The sequence below is a fragment of the Pseudomonas sp. A6 genome (assembly GCF_052367875.1).
GTDB lineage: Bacteria > Pseudomonadota > Gammaproteobacteria > Pseudomonadales > Pseudomonadaceae > Pseudomonas > Pseudomonas citronellolis.
In genome coordinates, this window is sequence record NZ_CP198970.1 from 6,431,430 (window position 1) to 6,447,185 (window position 15,756).

15 protein-coding genes and 1 tRNA gene are annotated in these 15,756 nt (G+C 67.7%); 6 read left to right on the plus strand and 10 right to left on the minus strand.

Annotated features, from left to right (window positions below):
• Window positions 1-464: 464 nt before the first annotated feature.
• Both ACTWJ5_RS28365 and ACTWJ5_RS28370 read left to right on the plus strand, forming a co-directional pair.
• Window positions 465-641 carry a hypothetical protein gene (locus ACTWJ5_RS28365; RefSeq protein ID WP_444436992.1) on the plus strand — a complete coding sequence of 59 codons (177 nt, stop codon included), beginning with the start codon at window positions 465-467 and terminating at the stop codon, window positions 639-641.
• Between the two features lie 64 nt (window positions 642-705).
• Window positions 706-1,302 (plus strand): GrpB family protein, encoded by a 597-nt coding sequence (locus ACTWJ5_RS28370; protein WP_444436993.1) that lies wholly within the window; start codon window positions 706-708, stop codon window positions 1,300-1,302.
• 148 nt (window positions 1,303-1,450) lie between these two features.
• Here ACTWJ5_RS28370 and ACTWJ5_RS28375 read toward each other — a convergent pair whose 3' ends face one another.
• The gene (locus ACTWJ5_RS28375) at window positions 1,451-1,690 is read right to left on the minus strand and encodes a hypothetical protein (protein ID WP_058071700.1); all 240 of its coding nucleotides are present in this window, start codon (window positions 1,688-1,690) and stop codon (window positions 1,451-1,453) included.
• 174 nt (window positions 1,691-1,864) lie between these two features.
• On the opposite strand from ACTWJ5_RS28375, the gene ACTWJ5_RS28380 reads away from it, so the two are divergent.
• Entirely contained in the window at window positions 1,865-2,122 is a 258-nt protein-coding gene (locus ACTWJ5_RS28380; RefSeq protein WP_253392210.1) for a hypothetical protein, read from the plus strand.
• 37 nt (window positions 2,123-2,159) lie between these two features.
• Here the strand turns inward: ACTWJ5_RS28380 and ACTWJ5_RS28385 are convergent.
• From ACTWJ5_RS28385 to ACTWJ5_RS28420, 8 genes are all read right to left on the minus strand, one after another.
• Window positions 2,160-2,255: transfer RNA gene (locus ACTWJ5_RS28385), tRNA-Sec, on the minus strand.
• Between the two features lie 82 nt (window positions 2,256-2,337).
• On the minus strand, window positions 2,338-4,263 hold the full coding sequence (gene selB, locus ACTWJ5_RS28390; protein ID WP_444436994.1) for a selenocysteine-specific translation elongation factor: 1,926 nt from the start codon (window positions 4,261-4,263) through the stop codon (window positions 2,338-2,340).
• Entirely contained in the window at window positions 4,260-5,666 is a 1,407-nt protein-coding gene (gene selA, locus ACTWJ5_RS28395) for an L-seryl-tRNA(Sec) selenium transferase (RefSeq protein WP_444436995.1), read from the minus strand. The genes selB and selA overlap by 4 nt, the downstream gene beginning before the upstream one ends.
• Window positions 5,667-5,761: 95 nt before the next feature.
• On the minus strand, window positions 5,762-6,694 hold the full coding sequence (fdhE, locus tag ACTWJ5_RS28400; protein ID WP_444436996.1) for a formate dehydrogenase accessory protein FdhE: 933 nt from the start codon (window positions 6,692-6,694) through the stop codon (window positions 5,762-5,764).
• A 171-nt stretch (window positions 6,695-6,865) separates the two neighbouring features.
• On the minus strand, window positions 6,866-7,492 hold the full coding sequence (locus tag ACTWJ5_RS28405) for a formate dehydrogenase subunit gamma (protein WP_074982835.1): 627 nt from the start codon (window positions 7,490-7,492) through the stop codon (window positions 6,866-6,868).
• An 81-nt stretch (window positions 7,493-7,573) separates the two neighbouring features.
• A complete protein-coding gene (fdxH, locus tag ACTWJ5_RS28410; protein ID WP_074982833.1) occupies window positions 7,574-8,506 on the minus strand; it encodes a formate dehydrogenase subunit beta in 933 nt (310 codons plus the stop codon).
• The gene (gene fdnG / locus ACTWJ5_RS28415) at window positions 8,503-11,598 is read right to left on the minus strand and encodes a formate dehydrogenase-N subunit alpha (RefSeq protein WP_444436997.1); all 3,096 of its coding nucleotides are present in this window, start codon (window positions 11,596-11,598) and stop codon (window positions 8,503-8,505) included. The genes fdxH and fdnG overlap by 4 nt, the downstream gene beginning before the upstream one ends.
• A gap of 169 nt (window positions 11,599-11,767) precedes the next feature.
• A complete protein-coding gene (locus ACTWJ5_RS28420; RefSeq protein WP_074982828.1) occupies window positions 11,768-11,962 on the minus strand; it encodes a hypothetical protein in 195 nt (64 codons plus the stop codon).
• Between the two features lie 198 nt (window positions 11,963-12,160).
• On the opposite strand from ACTWJ5_RS28420, the gene ACTWJ5_RS28425 reads away from it, so the two are divergent.
• From ACTWJ5_RS28425 to ACTWJ5_RS28435, 3 genes are all read left to right on the plus strand, one after another.
• The gene (locus tag ACTWJ5_RS28425; protein ID WP_249918668.1) at window positions 12,161-14,188 is read left to right on the plus strand and encodes an NADPH-dependent 2,4-dienoyl-CoA reductase; all 2,028 of its coding nucleotides are present in this window, start codon (window positions 12,161-12,163) and stop codon (window positions 14,186-14,188) included.
• Between the two features lie 238 nt (window positions 14,189-14,426).
• The gene (locus ACTWJ5_RS28430) at window positions 14,427-14,705 is read left to right on the plus strand and encodes a type II toxin-antitoxin system RelE/ParE family toxin (RefSeq protein WP_249918667.1); all 279 of its coding nucleotides are present in this window, start codon (window positions 14,427-14,429) and stop codon (window positions 14,703-14,705) included.
• 14 nt (window positions 14,706-14,719) lie between these two features.
• Window positions 14,720-15,007, plus strand: a complete 288-nt coding sequence (locus ACTWJ5_RS28435) for a HigA family addiction module antitoxin (RefSeq protein WP_043318788.1) — start codon at window positions 14,720-14,722, stop codon at window positions 15,005-15,007.
• Between the two features lie 258 nt (window positions 15,008-15,265).
• On the opposite strand, the gene ACTWJ5_RS28440 is transcribed toward ACTWJ5_RS28435, so the two are convergent.
• Entirely contained in the window at window positions 15,266-15,700 is a 435-nt protein-coding gene (locus tag ACTWJ5_RS28440) for an SRPBCC family protein (protein ID WP_253392203.1), read from the minus strand.
• Window positions 15,701-15,756 lie beyond the last annotated feature (56 nt).

Genomic DNA, 15,756 nt, shown 5'->3' on the forward strand with positions numbered 1-15,756 from the left:
CCGGTCGCTACTCGATCGCCGGCTTCCGCAGTGCCTTCCATAGCCCTTCGGCCACGCGCTCCACAGGGATCGAGCCTGATGCGCTACAACACCGGTGTCATCGGTATCGTTCTGCTGAACAATTACTCTACTGCCGAAGATTGAGGAGACCTCATCGCTGTCGCCCGTCAGGTTGCGGAGAAGGCAGGCATCACCACTGCCGACTTCAGCACAAGCGCCACCGAGTGGTAGCACTACACGTTGAAGCAGGCGCCGTCTCCCAACACCGCCTTCGACTTCCCCGTGAAATAGCTAGCGCACGCTTTTCGTAGGAGCGAGGGGGACGCCTAGTTCTTGCTCGCGAACCGCCCAAACTCCGCAATCACCGGATAACACGTTCGCGAGCAAGCTCGCTCCTACAAGAGCATGGCCAACCCGCCCCCCTCAGGAATAGGCTCAGCCAAAACCTGCAAACGGGAAGACTCATGAGTACCGTCGACGACCAGACCAACCCACACGCCAGCGACCAAAGGACGCAAGACCGCCATCGCTTGCGAAACCTCCTTCTGGCCGGCGCCGAATCCGCTCCCACAGAGCACGCCGATGCGGCCTTCTTCGAGCACCTGCGCAACCGAATCAATGAACAAAGGAAGAAGCCCTAACAACGACGATGAACCTGCGCACCGGCCCGAACGTCGAACGACAGCCCCTCAGCCAGGACACCCCATGACCCAGCCCCCCACCTTCGACGGCCAACGCTGGAGCAACGCCGAAGCCGACCGCATCGAACTGGCAGAAGCCAACCCGGACTGGCTCCGGCGCTTCGCCGAGGAAGCCGATGCCATCGCCACCGCCCTGTCCCTGCCCGGCCTGAAGATCGAACACTTCGGCAGCACGGCGGTGCCCGGCCTGAAGGCCAAGCCGATCATCGACATCCTCCTGCTCCCCCCGCCCGACGCCGACTGGCAAAGCCTGGTCGCCCCGCTGGAAGCCCTCGGTTACCAATACTGGCGCGACAACCCGGCGCCGCAGCGGATGTTCTTCGTCAAGGGCATGCCGCCCCAGGGCCAGGGCAGAACCCACCACGTCCACGTCATGAACCTGGCCGACGCCGACTGCCACCTGATCTTCCGCAACTGGCTGCGCAACCATCCGCAGGACGCAGCCGAATACCAAAGCCTCAAGGAACAACTGGCAGAACGCTTCCCCACCGACCGCGAGGCCTACACGCAAGGCAAGGACGAGTTGGTGGCCCGGATACTGGGCAAGGCCCTGCAAGAGGGCCGCGACTCAGGTGGATCGGCACAGGGAGCCAGGACGTAGGATGGGTTGAGCGCCAGCGATACCCATGCGGTCGATGATGGGTATCGCTGCGCTCAACGCCATCCTACGTGGTGCAGCAGGCACGCATGGGTGCAGAGGAACCACATCGCTTTCCTGGCTCTGTCTGCCGAGCTTTCCATGACTGCAACTACTGCTCTTCGTCAGGACTGAGTTGCCCGGCAACGGGCAAAGACTCTCCAGTCAGCAACCACCACCGATACTGCGGATAAAGCTCCCCAAGCCGCTCCAGCTCCTCAGCACCAATGCGTGCTCTTCCCCGCTTGATGCTCTGCCAGCGCACGTAGTCCTTGCTGTTCACCTCAGCCAAATCCTTCAGACTCGTCTGCTCCAGCAAGAGCAGCGCTCTATCGGCCATGCCTTGCGCCATTAAAAAATTCCGTTATGGAGTATTGCCATAAGTGCAGATTTATGGAAATAATCCATAAATCATCGTGATCCCAAGTCCGATGAATACTGACGGAACAGGCGTTGAACTGGAAGACTGCTGCCCAGGATCGGCCTGTTCCTGTCCCCTGAGTTTCCATCACGGAAGGAGACACCAATGCCCCATTTCGACACCTCCACCGCCCTCGCACTGCTGGGCAAGACCATCCAAGCGGACCTGACCTTGAAAGACGCGCCGTATCTTGAAAGCTATCGCGGTCGCGTCGTCGGGGTGGCCCTGACCGTGGAGGATGAGCCCCCGTACTTTCTGGTGCGCAATCCGGCTGAGCCGCAGCGCTTTCCGGAAGAATTGCTATGGAGCGATATCCACAGCCTGCAAGTAATCGACGACGAGACGCCAGCCAGCGAAACCTGAAAGTTATCGCAGCGAAGACAGAATAATCGGAGGGAAGTGGCGGAAGGCAGTGAGAGTCGAACTCACCCAGGAACGGCTGCCGTCCCCCACCGGGTTTGAAGCCCGGCCACGCCACCGGGCGTGATTGCCTTCCGTGTTGGCTTGCGCCTTTGCGCCAGAGAGTGGCGCTTGGATGTTGCCATCTTTGTGTCGACGCTGGCCACAGCCTGCGGTTGTCATACCTCCGAATTTTCCGTGGCCTGCAGCGCCAATGCCGAATCCTCGCGAACCCTCCGCTCATTGCCGAACCGCCGGGTGAAGCCGATGCGGTCGAAGTATTCCAGTAGCTGGATGCTGCGCTTGCGGCCTATGCCGATGCGGTCGCGGAAGGCGGCGGCGCGGATCAGGCCTTGTTCGGTGTGGAGTTGCAGGGCTTGTCGGGCCAGTTGGCGGAGGGCTTCGTCGGGGTAGAACAGGTCTTTCACCACCTGGTGCAGTTGGCCGAGGCGGGCGAGTTTGCGCAGCAGCAGGCGCATGGTGGCTTCGTCGACTTGCAGTTCGCGGGCCAGGTCGCGGGTCCACGGTGGGTCGTAGGCACCGGCTTGCAGCAGGGGGCGGATGCGTTCGCGCAGGGCTTCGTCTTCGGCGCCCAGTTGCACGCGATGGTCCGGCAGGTGCAGCCAGGGGCCGCTGCTTTCCACGGTCTTGCCGGCCAGGGCCTGTTCCAGCAGGGCGATGAAGATCGGGCGTTCCAGTTGCGCAAAGGCGTAGCGGCGCAGGCGGTCGCGGTCGGGGCCGAGTTCGTCGGGTTGTTCGGCGTGGAAGCGGGCCAGGGCTTGCAGCAGGTGTTCGCCCAGGGCGTACCAGCGTTCGGCGGTGAACAGGCGCGGGCCGCCGCGGGTGGGGATTTCCAGCAGTTCGGCGGGCAGTTGCCAGCTTGCCCGGGGGCGGTTGAATTGGCGGGCCAGCAGTTTGGGGTCTAGGCCGTTTTCGGCGTGTTGCAGCAGCACCGGCAGGGCCTGTTCCAGGCCTTCGCCGCGCAGGGCCTGGAGTTGTGCCAGACGCTCCGGGCTGCGGCGGTTGCGGGCCGGGGCGAAGGGGTCGAGCACGCGGCCGCCGCCGAGGGTGCGTTGGGCGGATTGGTCGCGCAGCACCAGGCGGTCGCCGTGCACGGTTTGCACGGGAGCGTTCAGCACGAGCTGCGCGAAGGCTCTTTCGCCCGGCGCCAGGCGTTCGTCTTCCAGCAGGGCGACGCGGCCGGTCACGTCCTGGGCGCCCAGGTGCACGTGCAGCGGCGTCCAATGGGCCAGGGCGCGGGGCTCGCCGGGAAGCAGTTGCAGGTCGATGTCGATGCGGGTGGTGGGCGCGTGCAGTTCCGGCGCCAGCAGCCAGTCGCCGCGTTTCACCTGGTCCGGGCCCAGGCGTTCGCCGGCGATGTTGACCGCCACCCGCTGGCCGGCGTGGGCCTGCTCGGCGGCGCGGTTCTGGGCGTGCAGGCCGCGCACGCGCACCGGGCGGCCGGCGTTGCCCAGCTGGAGTTCATCGCCCACCTTTACGCTGCCGGAGAAGGCCGTTCCGGTGACCACCAGGCCCGCGCCGCTGACGCTGAAGGCGCGGTCCACGGCCAGGCGGAAGCCGCCCTGGCTGGAGCCTTCATGGACCTCGCGGGCGGCCTTGGCCAGAGCCTGGCGCAAAGCATCTACGCCCTCCCCCGTGACGCTGGAAACCGGGTAGATCGGCGCGCCGGCCAGCGGCCCCGCGGCCAGCAGGCTTTCCACTTCGCCGCGGGCCTCGGCCAGGCGCTGCGGGCTGACGCGGTCGGCCTTGCTCAGGGCCACCAGGGCGCGGGGGATGCCGAGCAGTTCGACGATGGCCAGGTGCTCGCGGGTCTGCGGCATCACGCCGTCGTCGGCGGCCACCACCAGCAGCACCAGGTCGATGCCGCTGGCGCCGGCCAGCATGTTGTGGACGAAGCGTTCGTGGCCGGGCACGTCGATGAAGCCGGTCAGCGCGCCGTCGCCGAGGTCGGCGTAGACGTAGCCCAGGTCGATGGTGATGCCGCGTTCGCGCTCGGCCGGGCGGCGGTCGCCTTCCACGCCGGTGAGCGCGCGCAGCAGGGCGGTCTTGCCGTGGTCGATGTGCCCGGCGGTGCCGACGATCAAGCCTCGCCCTCCGCCAGCAGCGGCAGTTGCGCGAGGAAGGCGGCCTCGTCGTCGAGCTGGCGCAGGTCGAGCCACAGGGTGTCGTCGTCGATGCGCCCGAGCACCGGGATCGGCAGGCCGCGCAGGCGTTCTTCCAGTTCGCGCAGGGCGCGGCCGCGCAGGCGTTTGTTGCTCTGCGGGCGCAGGGCCAGGGCAGCGCTGGGCAGGCGCGCCACCGGCTGGGCGCCGCTGCCGATCATGCCCAGGGCGGCTTCCGCGCTCACCGCCCAGTTGGCGCCCAGTTGTACGGCAAGCAGCGGCGCCAGGCGCGCGGCCTGGGCCTGGATGTCGACCTGTGGGCGGCTGAGCAGGCGCAGGGTGGTGAGGCGTTCGGCCAGGCGGTCGGGGTCGCGGTACAGGCCGAGCACGGCCTCCAGCGCGGCGAGGGTCAGCTTGTCCACGCGCAGGGCGCGCTTGAGCGGGTTCTTCTTGATCCGCCCGATGAGTTCCTTGCTGCCGAGGATCAGTCCGGCCTGGGGGCCGCCGAGGAGTTTGTCGCCGCTGAAGGTGACGATGTCGGCGCCGTCCTTCAGGGCTTCCTGCACGGTCGGTTCCTTGGGCAGGCCCCAGCGCGTCAGGTCCACCAAGGTGCCGCTGCCCAGGTCTTCCAGCAGCGGCAGGCCGTGGGCGTGGGCGATGCCGGCGAGGTCGCGGGTGGCGACGCTGGCGGTGAAGCCCTGCACGCTGTAGTTGCTGGTGTGCACGCGCATCAAGAGGCCCGAGCGCGGGCCGATGGCGGCTTCGTAGTCCTTGGCGTGGGTGCGGTTGGTGGTGCCGACCTCGACCAGTTTCACCCCGGCGCGGGCCATGATGTCGGGGATGCGGAAGGCGCCGCCGATCTCGATCAGTTCGCCGCGGGAGATGATGCCTTCCTTGCGCGCGCCCAGGCTGTTGAGCGCCAGCAGCACGGCGGCGGCGTTGTTGTTGACCACGGTGACCGCCTCGGCGCCGGTCAGCTCGCGGATCAGCCCGGTGATGAGGTCGTCGCGGTCGCCACGCCTGCCGCTGGCCAGGTCAAACTCCAGGTTGAGCGGGTAGCGCGCGGCCAGGGTGATGGCTTCGATGGCTTCATCCGGCAGCAGGGCGCGGCCGAGGTTGGTGTGCAGCACGGTGCCGGTGAGGTTGAACACCCGCCGCACACGGCTGGCGTGGTGCGCGGCCAGGCGTTCGCCGGCGCGGCCGGCGAGCACCGCTTCGCTCAGTTCCACGGCGGCGAGCTGGCCGTGGCGGGCCGGCTCGCGCAGTTCGTCGAGCAGGTCGCGCAGGGTGCCGAGCAGGGCTTCGCGACCGTAGCGCTGTTGCAGGGGAGCGCAGGCCGGGCTGCGCAGCAGGCGGTCGATGGAGGGCAGGCGGGCGGAGGTCATGCGCAGTCCTGTCTGGTGCTTCGAGGGTTGGGGAGGCGATGGGTATCGTCGCGGGCTCCTCAACCCATCCTACGGGGGTCTGGATGCAGTCTAGGTCAGTCTGCGCCGCCGGGTGACAGCAGCAGGTTGGGCGCGCTGCGCAGGTAGCCTTCCTCGGCCAGGCGGATGTCCAGGGCCAGGCTGGCGAGGTCGTCGGCCTGGGGCTCGGCGGCTTCGTCGTGCTCCAGGTAGCACTGCTTGAGGTAGGCCTGGCAGTTGGGGCAGACCTCGGCGCGCAGCGGGGCATGGATGACCTCGCGGCTGTCGCTCTGCTCCGACAGGTAGAACAGGCCCTTGCTCTGTCGGCAGTGGCTGCACTTGATGCGCACGTAGTGCCACTGGCAGGAGCACAGCGAGCAGGCCAGGTAGCGCAGGCCGTTGTACTTGCCGCGATTGTGGATGACGCCGGCCACCGGCGGCGAGCCGCAGGCCGGGCACAGGGTCTGTTCCTCGCGCTCGCTGAGCAGGCCTTCGGGCAGGCGCAGCAGCCAGTGGCTGAAGGCGACCTGCAGGGTGGCGCCGAGGAAGGGCACCAGGGCCGCCGGCAACAGGTCGAACTGACCGTTGAGCAGGGCCAGGGCCCAGGCCTTGCGCTGGCCGGCGTCGGCCTTGCGCAGTTGCTGCAGGGCATCGGCGATGGAGCTGGCCGGGCTGGTGGCGAAGGCCTGCAGCAGCGGGTCGAGCAGCGCCAGCCAGGCGCCTTCGCGCACCAGCACTTCGAAGCCCAGCGGCGGCATGCCGTGTTCGACGCTGCGGCGCAGGGCGGCTTCGTCGGGCATGGGCAGCGGCGGTGGGTTGTCGAGCAGGTGTTGCTGGATGTCGCACAACTCGGCCAGCAGGCTCAGGTAGTCGCCCAGGGGGTGGCCTTCGGCGAGCTGGCGCAGGCGCTGGCCACGCAGGGTGAAGAGCTGTGGCGCGGGCAGCTTGAGGAACGGGGGGATGTTGGCGGCGGCTTCGATCTGGCCGGGTTCGAGGATTTGGCCTGGCACGCAGGACTCCTTTGCGATGGGCTTTGGAGAGGGGGTGAAGGCCGAGCCCTGAGCTGGCGTGGGTTCCCTCTCCCTAGCCCTCTCCCTGAAGGGAGAGGGGATTGTTCGGTGTATGGGTGGATGCCGTGCCCATGGGGGTTCGCGAGCAAGCTCGCTCCTACAAGGGCCTGCTCAGTGGCCTTCCCCCTTGTCCACGCTCTTCAGCCAGGCGGCGTGGTGCTTGCGTGCCCAGGCGCGGCTGACCCAACCATAGAGCATCGCGCCCATGGAGCCCTTGACCCAGATACCGGCGTAGATGTGCACGATGATGCTGCTGATCAGCACGAAGGCGGCGAAGGCGTGCAGCAACGCGGACAGGCGGATGACCTCGATGCCGAACCAAGCGCTGAAGTACTGGCGCCAGATCACCAGGCCGGTCACCAGCAGCGCCAGCATGCACAGCAGCAGGACCCAGAACAGCAGCTTCTGCCCGGCGTTGTAGCGGCCCACCGCGGGGAGGTTCTCCTCGCGGTTGCCGACCACGTCGCGCCACTGCTTCAGCCACTGCACGTCGCTGCGGTCGAGCAGGTTGTGGTGGGCGAAGCGCAGCACCAGGCCGAGGAAGAACACGAACATCGCCAGCCCCAGGAAGGGGTGCAGGATGCGCGTCCAGGGCCCGCCGCCGAACAGGCTGCTGAGCCAGAACAGCGCCGGGTGGAAAAGCGCCAGCCCCGACAGGCCGGCGAGGATGAAGAAGATCGCCACCAGCCAGTGGTTGCTGCGCTCGTTGGCGGTATAGCGTTGGATGTCTTTTTTCATGCTGGGCTCCTCTGAGGGCCGACGAGCGCCCTCTCCCCAACCCTCTCCCCGACGGGAGAGGGGGCTGTTCGGTGCATGGGCTCAACGCGGGTCGCGCGGGTCATAGCGGTGCACCGAAGGGTCGACCTTGTGTACCGGCGCCTCCGGGTCCGGCCCCGGCTGCTCGTCCTCTTCCGTGCGGTTGGGGCCGATGCGGGTGTAGTGGAAGAACCCGGCGAGCACCACCGCGCCCATGGCCAGCAGGCCCAGCGGCTTGGTGATGCCCTTCCACAGGCTGACCATCGGGCTAATGGCCGGCTTGTCGGGCAGGCCGGCGTACAGCGAGGGCTGGTCGTTGTGGTGCAGCACGTACATCACGTGGGTGCCGCCGACGCCTTCGGGGTCATACAGCCCGGCGTGCTCGAAGCCGCGCGACTTGAGGTCCTCGATGCGTTCGGCGGCGTGCTCCTTCATGGCGTCCTTGGTGCCGAAGACGATGGCGCCGGTGGGGCAGGTCTTCACGCAGGCCGGCTCCATGCCCACGCTCACGCGGTCGGAACACAGGGTGCACTTGTAGGCCTTGTGGTCCTTCTGCGAGATGCGCGGGATGTTGAACGGGCAGCCGGTGATGCAGTAGCCGCAGCCGATGCAGTGGTCCTGGTTGAAGTCGACGATGCCGTTGGCGTATTTCACGATCGCCCCCGGGCTCGGGCAGGCCTTCAGGCAGCCCGGCTCGGCGCAGTGCATGCAGCCGTCCTTGCGGATCAGCCATTCGAGGTTGCCGTTGGGGTTCTCGTGCTCGGTGAAGCGCATCACCGTCCAGGAATCGGCCGTCAGGTCCAGCGGGTTGTCGTACACCCCGTGGTTGTGGCCCACCTCGTCGCGCAGCTCGTTCCATTCCGAGCAGGCCACCTGGCAGGCCTTGCAGCCGATGCACTTGGACACGTCGATGAGCTTGGCCACTTCCTGCTGGTTGCGCACCGAGGGCATCGGCGTGGTGGTGGCCGAACGGGCACTGATGTCTTGCGTGCTCATGCCTCACCTCCGCTGATTTTCTCGACGTTGACCAGGAACGACTTGAACTCCGGCGTCTGCGTGTTCCCGTCGCCGACGAAGGGCGTCAGGGTGTTGGTCAGGTAGCCGTTGCGCGCCACCCCGGCGAAGCCCCAGTGCAGCGGGATGCCGACGTGGTGCACGGTCTTGCCGTCGACCTGCAGCGGGCGGATGCGCTTGGTCACCACCGCCACGGCCTTGATGTAGCCGCGGTTGGAGGAGACCTTCACGCGGTCGCCGGCAGCAATCCCCAGTTCCTTGGCCAGTACCTCGCCGATTTCCACGAACTGCTCCGGCTGGGTGATAGCGTTCAGCCGGCAATGCTTGGTCCAGAAGTGGAAGTGCTCGGTGAGGCGGTAGGTGGTGGCCGCGTAGGGGAACTCGTCGGCCTTGCCGAAGACTTCCATGTCGTTCTTGAACACCCGCGCGGCCGGGTTGCTGGTGGCCTTGGGGTTGTCCTTGTGCAGCGGGTTGACGCCGATGGGCGTCTCGAACGGCTCGTAGTGCTCGGGGAAGGGACCCTCGGCCATCTTGTCCACGGCGAAGAAGCGCGCCACCCCCTCGGGGTTCATGATGAACGGGTTCATGCCCGCCTCCGGCGGCACGTCGGGCTTGTAGTCGGGCACGTCGGTGCCGCCCCAGGCCTTGCCGTTCCACCACACCAGGCGTTTCTTCTCGGGGTCCCACGGCTTGCCGGCAAGGTCGGCCGAGGCGCGGTTGTAGAGGATGCGCCGGTTGGCCGGCCAGGCCCAGGCCCAGCCGAGGGTCTGGCCCATGGCGTAGGGGTCGGCGTTGTCGCGGCGGGCCATCTGGTTGCCCTGCTGCGTCCAGGAACCGGCGAAGATCCAGCAGCCGCTGGCGGTGCTGCCGTCGTCGCGCAGCAACGCGAAGCCGGGCAACTGCTCGCCGGCCTTGGCCAGGACCATGCCGTTCTTCGGGTCGACCAGGTCGGCCAGGGCCTTGCCGTTGTACTCCTTGGCCAGCTCTTCGGGGCTCGGCTCGTCCGGGCGCAGGTAGGGCCAGTCGAGGCCGAGGATGGCGTCGGGGAACTTGCCGCCCTCCTTCGTGTACAGCTCGCGCAGGCGGTGGTACAGCCCGGCCATGATGGCGATGTCCGGGCGCGCCTGGCCCGGCGGCTCGCCGCCCTTCCAGTGCCACTGCAGCCAGCGCCCGGAGTTGACGATAGAGCCGTCCTCCTCGGCGAAGCAGGTGGTGGGCAGGCGGATCACCGTGGTCTGGATGGCCTGGGTGTCGACGTTGTTGAAATCGCCGGCGTTGCGCCAGAACTCCGAGGTCTCGGTGGCCAGCGGGTCCATGATCACCAGCCACTTGAGCTTGGCCAGCGCGGCGCCGACCTTGCCCTTGTTGGGGAACGAGGCGATGGGGTTGAAGCCCTGGCAGAAGTACCCGTTGACCTTGCCCTGGTACATCATGTCGAACACCCGCAGCACGTCGTAGCCGGCGCCGGGCATGTCCAGCTTGGGCAGCCAGTCGAAGCACCAGTTGTTCTCGGCCGTGGCGGCCTTGCCGAACCAGGACTTCATCAGGCTGACGTGGAACTTGCCGTAGTTCTGCCAGTAGGACAGTTGCCCCGGGCGCAGCGGCTTGGCGGTGCGCTTGGCGATGTAGGCGGCGTAGTCCTGCTCGGCGTCCATGGCCAGGGTCAGGTAGCCGGGCAACGAGTTGGACAGCAGCCCCAGGTCGGTCAGGCCCTGGATGTTGGAGTGCCCGCGCAGGGCGTTCATGCCGCCGCCGGGCATGCCGATGTTGCCCAGCAGCAGCTGCACCATGGCGCCGGTGCGGATCATCTGCGCACCCACCGAGTGCTGCGTCCAGCCCAGGGCGTACATGATGGTCATGGCCTTGCCGGGGGCCGAGGTCTCGGCGATCTCGGCCCAGACCTTGAGCATCATGTCCTTGGGCGTGCCGCAGATGTTGCTGACCACGTCCGGCGTGTAGCGGCTGTAGTGCTGGCGCAGCAGGTTGAACACGCAGCGCGGGTGCTGCAGCGTGGGGTCGACCTTGGCGAAGCCGTCCTCGCCGCGCTCGTAGTTCCACGCGGACTTGTCCGGGTAGCTGCGCTTCTCGGCGTCGTAGCCGTTGAACAGGCCGTCCTCGAAGCCGAAGCCTTCCTGCACGATGAAGGCGGCGTCGGTGTAGTGCTCGACGTATTCCTTCTGGTACTTGCCGTTCTCGATCAGGTAGCTGATCAGGCCGCCGAGGAAGGCGATGTCCGTCCCCGTGCGGATGGGCGCGTAATAGTCGGCCACCGAGGCCGAGCGGGTGAAGCGCGGGTCCACCACCAGCAGGCGCGCCTTGTTGTGCGCCTTGGCTTCGGTCACCCATTTGAAGCCGCAGGGGTGCGCCTCGGCGGCGTTGCCACCCATGATGAGGATCAGATCGGCATTCTTGATGTCGGTCCAGTGGTTGGTCATGGCTCCACGGCCAAACGTCGGGGCAAGACTTGCCACCGTCGGGCCGTGTCAGACACGCGCTTGGTTATCGAACCCCAGGATGCCGAGGGAACGCACCACCTTGTGGGTGATGTAGCCCGCTTCGTTGGAAGACGCCGAGGCGGCCAGGAAGCCGGTGGTCAGCCAGCGGTTCACCGTCTGGCCCTGCTCGTTCTTCTCGATGAAGTTGGCGTCGCGGTCGTCCTTCATCAGCCGGGCGATGCGGTCCAGCGCCTCGTCCCACTCGATGCGCTTCCACTCGCTGGAGCCGGGCTCGCGGATCTGCGGGTACTTCAGGCGGTTGGGGCTGTGGACGAAGTCCAGCAGGCCCGCGCCTTTCGGGCAGAGGGTGCCGCGGTTGACCGGATGGTCGCCGTCGCCCTCGATGTGGATGATGTTCTGGGTGACGTTCTTGGCCGCGTCGCCCTGGCTGTACATGAGGATGCCGCAGCCTACCGAGCAATAGGTGCAGGTGTTGCGGGTCTCGGTGGTGCGTTCGAGCTTGAAGTGGCGGATCTGTTCGGCGAAGGCCTCCGGGGGCGCCATGCCGAGGGCCGCAAGGCTTGATCCTCCAAGGCCGACGGCGGCGACCTTGAAGAATTGCCGACGGTTCATATCCATCGTGCGTCTCCTGATCAGGCAAAGGGCGCCCAGTACCTGGCCAGGCGCCTCTGTTTAAAAGATAGCCAACCTGGCACTTTGTGCCAGGGCAAACCATAGGGAGCAGGCGCAGACTCTGCCTGAAAAGACCGATTCGCTTTCCTGACCCGCGTCAGCACGCGGGGCCGGGTCAGCGGAAATAAAGCAGTACCTGCAAATCGGTACGCGAGGGGTAGGAACAGATCAGCTGGCCGTCGTCGCCCAGGCAGGAGGGCTGCAGGTCCTGGTTGACGGTCTCGTGCAGCCCCAGCAGGAGCAGGCCCAGCAGCGCGGCGAGCAGGTAGTGGCGGTAGTGCCGCAGGTGCTTTCTTCTTGTGCTGTTCATGACAACCTCCCGCGCAAGCCTGTCAGGGAACCGGGGGCGGCGAAAGCTGCCGCCCCACCGTTCCAGTGTGTGCCCGCTGCGCCAGCTGTCAAGCCGCGGCGGCTTGGCCCAAATGCCCGCGGCAGCCGTCAGCCGGGCCGTTCACCGGCGCCGCGCAACTTCCTATGGTGCGCTCATCGCCCTGCCGACGAAGCCAGCATGCACGCCACCGACGCCAGCCCCTACCCTCACCTGCTCGCCCCGCTGCGGATCGGCCCGCTGCAGCTGCGCAACCGCGTGGTCATGGGCTCCATGCACACCGGCCTGGAGGACCGCCTGTGGGACTTCGGCAAGCTCGCCGCCTACTACCGCGAGCGCGCCCGCGGCGGCGTGGGGCTGATCATCACCGGCGGCTTCGCGCCCAACCGCGAGGGCTGGCTGCTGCCGCTGGGCAGCGACCTGACCGGCAGCCTGCAGGTGCCGGCGCACCGCCGCCTGACCCAGGCGGTGCACGCCGAGGGCGGGCGCATCCTGCTGCAGATCCTCCACGCCGGGCGCTACGGCTACCACCCGCTGGTGGTCTCGGCCTCGCCGCTCAAGTCGCCGATCAGCTGGTTCGCCCCGCGCGAGCTGTCCGAGCGCGGCATCGCCCGCACCATCGCCGCCTTCGGCCGCTGCGCGCGCCTGGCCCGCGCCGCCGGCTACGACGGGGTGGAAATCATGGGCAGCGAGGGCTACCTGCTGAACCAGTTCCTCTGCCCGCGCGGCAACCGCCGCCAGGACCGCTGGGGCGGCAGCCTGGAGAACCGCATGCGCCTGGCGCTGGAGATCGTCCGGCGCATCCGCCGCGCGGCGGGCGAGCGCTTCGTCATCGGCTACCGCCTGTCGCTGCTCGACCTGGTGGAAGGCGGCAATACCTGGGACGAGGTACGCCAGGTGGCGCTGGCGCTGCAGGAGGCCGGCGTCGATGTGCTCAACAGCGGCTTCGGCTGGCACGAGTCGCGGGTGCCGACCATCGTCACCTCGGTGCCGCGCGCGGCCTTCGCCGAGGTGACCGCGCGCCTGCGCCGCGAGCTGCGCATCCCGCTCATCGCCAGCAACCGCATCAATACCCCGGAGCTGGCCGAGGCGCTGCTCGCCAGCGGCCAGGCGGACCTGGTGTCACTGGCCCGGCCGCTGCTGGCCGACCCGCAGTTCGTGCAGAAGGCCGCCGCCGGCCAGCCCGGGCGCATCAACACCTGCATCGCCTGCAACCAGGCCTGCCTCGACCACGCCTTCGCCAACCGCCGCGCCAGTTGCCTGGTCAACCCACGCGCCGCCCACGAGACCGAACTGCGCTACCGCAAGGCGCGCCAACCCAAGCGCATCGCGGTGATCGGCGCCGGCCCCGCCGGGCTCTCGGCCGCCTGCGTGGCGGCCGAGCGCGGCCACCGCGTCAGCCTGTTCGAGGCCAGCGGCGCGATCGGCGGGCAGTTCAACCTGGCCCGGCGCATCCCCGGCAAGGAAGAGTTCGGCGAAACCCTGCGCTACTTCGCCGTGCGCCTGGCCGAGCTGGGCGTGGACCTGCAGCTGAACCGGCATATCGCCCGCGGTGAGCTGCAAGGGCAGTTCGACGAGGTGATAGTCGCCACCGGCATCCGCCCGCGAGCGCTGAAGCTCCCGGGCATCGAGCATCCCAAAGTGCTCGGCTACCTCGACGTGCTGAACGGCGCGCCGGTGGGCCGGAAGGTGGCGCTGATCGGCGCCGGCGGCATCGGCTTCGACGTCGCCAGCTTCCTGCTCGCCGAACGCGAAGGCCCGCAGCCGCTGGGCCAGTGGCTGGGCGAATGGGGCATCGACCTGGACAACAGCACACCCGGCGGGCTGCGCAGGCCCACGCCGATCACGCCGAAACGCCAGCTCTGGCTGCTGCAGCGCAAACCGGGCACGCCCGGCGCCGGCCTGGGCAAGACCAGCGGCTGGGTCCACCGCGCCCACCTGAGGCACCACCAGGTGCGGATGCTGGGCGGCGTGGAATACCTGCGCATCGACGACGCCGGCCTGCACATCCGCATGGACGGCCGCGAACAGTGCCTGGCGGTGGACAACGTGGTGATCTGCGCCGGCCAGGAACCGCTGCTGGAGCTGCACCCCACCCAGGCCGCGGAGAACCTGCGCCACCACATCATCGGCGGCGCCCGCCTGGCGCGCGAGCTGGATGCCAAGCGGGCGATCAGGGAGGGGGCGGAGTTGGGGGCGCGGTTGTGAGGGGGTGTGTTTCGTTGGGGGGGGCTTGGTGCAGTTCTGAAGAGCGCCCTCTCCCTAACCCTCGGCTGCGCGCCCCGCCCTGAAGGGAGAGGGCTGGGGAGAGGGAACGGTGGTGACCTCATGCACCGCCATGACCGGGAAACTCCGTTCGCGAGCAAGCTCGCTCCTACGAGAAGCGGCGCCATCCTACAAGCATCTCGGCTCAGGAAACTGTAATCTGTTAGATTACAGTCCGGCGATGATCAGGAGCTTCCGCCACAAGGGCCTGCGTGCCCTATACCTGCATGGGGATCATCGCGGCGTCAGGGCTGACCATGTGTCCAGGCTGCTGCGCATCCTTGCTGCCCTGGATGCCGCCAAGGACCCCAGGGAAATGGACCTGCCCGGCTATCGCCTGCACGGGCTGAAAGGCACGCTGCGGGGCTACTGGTCCGTCAGCGTCTCCGGCAACTGGCGGGTGATCTTCCGCTTCGAAGGCACCGACGCGGAACTGCTGGACTACCTCGACTACCACTGAGCGGAGGGCTCGCCATGGCCATGCACAACCCACCCCACCCGGGCGAAATCCTGCGCGAGGATGTTTTGCCGGCCCTGTGCCTGTCGGTCACCGCGCTGGCCGCGCACCTGGGTTTCAGCCGGCCGCACCTGTCCAAGGTGCTGCATGGCCGCGCGCCCATCAGCGCCGACCTGGCCTGGCGCCTGGAACAGGCCGGCCTGTCCAGCGCCCGGCACTGGCTGGCGATGCAGGCCGCCTACGACCTCTGGCAGGTCAGCCAGCAACCCCATCCACCGATCCCCCGCCTGCAGGCAGTGGCATAAAACGGGAAATCCCGAGGCCCCTTCGTAGGAACAATTATCTGCCGGCTGCACCAGGTGCATTTCGTAGGATGGGTTGAGCCTGCGAAACCCATGCGGTCACGGTGATGGGTATCGCTTCGCTCAACCCATCCTACAGGCTACGAAAAGCAGCGGCGCCTACAAGTGGCGTAGGGCGTATAACCGTTCGCGGTTATACGCCGCCTGACCTTGGCCCCAAACACGCTCCGCGTTCAACCTCGAAGCACCCGCCCCCGAACCTCACGGCGAAAACCCCATCGACCAAGGCAGCTCCTCCGACTCCAGCAACGCCTTGATCGCCCGCAAATCCTTCTCCACCCACTGCGCGTCGCGTTCGAAGGCGGCGTCGTCCATCGCCGGCTGGCGCAGCAGGGTCAGCTGCAGTTCGCAGCCGTCGCCGTTGGCGATCAGGCGCAGGGGGATGTGGATGGGCGGGGCGTCTTCCGGCAGCACGTCGTGGTCCAGCACGCCGAACGGGTTGCGCGGCGAGAAGCGCACCCGCAGCGGCCCCTGGGGCGTCTGCGCCAGCCAGTGGTCGGCGTCCAGCGGCTCGATGGCGCTGCACAGGCCCGAGGCCCAGCGCGGGAAGTTGCGCGGCTCGGCGAGGAAGTCGTAGGCCACCTGCCAGGGGCGCTCGATGCGCGCGGCCAGGGTACGGGAAGCGGAGGTGCCCATGGTTTCTCTCCTGGGAAGCGGGAGCGCTGCTCCGGTCTGGTGCATACTAGCCGGCT